The 2,419-nt window shown below is 65.9% G+C and carries 1 protein-coding gene; it reads right to left on the reverse strand.

What is annotated here, in order from left to right; translation table 11 throughout:
• A partial coding sequence (locus tag VFZ66_25330; protein ID HEX6292534.1) for a condensation domain-containing protein occupies nucleotides 1–2,247 on the reverse strand: 2,247 nt, incomplete at its 3' end.
• Nucleotides 2,248–2,419: the final 172 nt, after the last annotated feature.

Genomic DNA, 2,419 nt, shown 5'->3' on the forward strand with positions numbered 1-2,419 from the left:
GGCGTCGGGCTGGAGCGCGGCGCTGAGGCCATCGAGCGCCTGCGCATCGGGCAGCAGGTGGACGCGCTGGCCGACGGCGAGGGGCACGAGCAGGCTGGTGACGGTCAGATCGAAGCCGATCGGCGAGTGGACCGGGGTGCCACGTCCGGCGGCCACGTGGTAGGCGTGGGCCGCCCAGGAGACGTAGTTGACCAGGCCGCGATGGGGGATCATCGCGCCTTTGGGGGTGCCGGTGGAGCCGGAGGTATAGATGAGATAGGCGAGGTGATCGGGCGTGGCGGCGCTGGGCGGGTTGGCGGCGGGGCGCAGCGCGATGCGCGGCCACGCGGCGTCCAGCTCGATGATGCGCGCGACGTCCTGGGGCAGCCGCGCGCGGAGCCGCTGCTGAGTCAGCAGCACCGGCATCTGCGCGTCGGCGAGCATGAAGTGCAGCCGCTCCTGCGGATAGCTGGGATCGAGGGGCACGTACGCGCCGCCCGCCTTGAGAATGCCCAGGATGCCGATCACGAGCTCCGGCGAGCGCTCCATGCACAGGCCAACCCGCGTATCAGGCCCCACGCCAAGCGCCTGTAGCTCATGCGCCAGCCGATTCGCGCGCTCGTTGAGCTCGCCGTAGCGCAGCGCTGCGCCTTCATAGACCACCGCGATAGCATCGGGCGTGCGCTCGGCCTGCGCCGTCACCAGCTCGTGGTAGCACTGGTCGGCGGGATACGGAGCCCGCGTCGCGTTCCACTGCACAAGCATCTGCTGACGCTCGGCGGCGGTCAGCAGCTCCAGCGCACCGATGCGCTGACCCGGATCGGCGACGACGTTGTGCAGCAGCGTCGTCAGGTGCTCGACCATCCGTGCGATCGTCGGCTCGTCAAAGAGATCGGTGTTGTACTCGAGCGAGCCGCGCAGCCCGTCGGGCGTTTCTTGCAGATCGAGCGTCAGATCGAACTTGGCCGTCGCGCTGTAGACAGCTTCGGGCCGGATCATCAGATCCGGCAGCGCAATCGGCTCTAGCTCGCCGCTTTGCAGCACGAACATCACCTGGAAGAGCGGCGCGTGGCTCTGGTTGCGCTCCGGCTGCAAGACTTCGACCAGCTTCTCGAAGGGCACTTCCTGGTGGCGATACGCGCCCAGCGCGGTCGATCGTACCCGCTGAAGCGTCTCGCGAAACGTCGGATTGCCGCTCAGGTTGGTCCGCAGCACGAGCGTATTGACAAACATGCCCAGCAGCGCCTCGGTTTCGGCGCGCGTCCGCCCCGCGATCGGCGAGCCGACCAGGAGGTCGGTCTGGCCGGTGTAGCGATACAGCAGCACGTCGAACGCCGCCAGCAGCGTCATGAACAGCGTCATACCTTCGCGCTGGCTCAGCGCCGTGAGCGCGGCAGCCAACGGCTGCGGCAGCGTCAGCGGGCAGCGCGCGCCGTTGAAGGTCTGCACGGCAGGACGCGGACGATCCGTGGGCAGCTCAAGCACCGGCAGCGAGCCGCCGAGCTGCTGTCGCCAGTAGTCGAGATGCGTCTCCAGCAGCGATCCTTGCAGCCGCTCGCGCTGCCAGCGCGCGAAGTCGGCGTACTGGATCGGCAGCGGGGTGCCCACCGGGCCCAGCGGCGTGCTCGTGGCGGCTGGCGCGCCGTTGCCCGGGTGCTTGCTCGCGAGCTGCGCCTGATACAGCGCGGCCAGCTCGCGCACAAAGATGCCCAGCGACCAGCCATCCGAGATGATATGATGCATCGTCACCAGCAGCGCGTGCCGGTCGCGGGTACCGGGTGCCGGGTGCCCTTCGGGCATGGCCTCGTGTAGCCGTGCCAGCGTGACGCGCAGCAGCGGGCCGATCGCCAGATCGAAGGGCTGGCTCATCTGCTCGACGCTCAGCCGCCGCAGCTCGGTATCCTGCTCCGCGCCGGAGAGCGCTTGCAGATCCACCAGCGGCAGCGCGAGACGCCATGCCGGTTGTACCATCTGCACCGGCTGGCCGTCGATGCCAATGAACGTGGTGCGCAGCACCTCATGACGCTCGATCAGCGCTTGCAGGCTGCGCTCAAGCGCCGCTCGATCCAGCGCTCCATCGAGATACAGGATGCCCGGAATTGTGTACAGCGCGGAGTCTGGCTCCAACTGTTGAAGAAACCACAAGCGTTGCTGGGCAAACGACAAAGGAAATGAGTTGAACTGCGCTCCTTTGCGTTTCAGTGCCTCGACGAACAGCTTTCGTTTTTCAGGAGGTAGCTCGGCTAAGCGCTTCGCTAGATCATTCATGAGTCTACCTTGATTTAGGAATCCATATTTTCGTGCTGGTCCGCAGTTTCAAGCATGGCGAGGATGTCCGCATCGGAAAGGCTCTCAAATTCTGCGAGAAGCTGATCCAAGCTTTCATTGCCGCGTGGCATTGATTCTATGTGACTACTGCCAGCTTCGTACATAGGACTTT

The sequence above is a fragment of the Herpetosiphonaceae bacterium genome, from assembly GCA_036374795.1.
Classification (GTDB): Bacteria; Chloroflexota; Chloroflexia; order Chloroflexales; family Kallotenuaceae; genus LB3-1.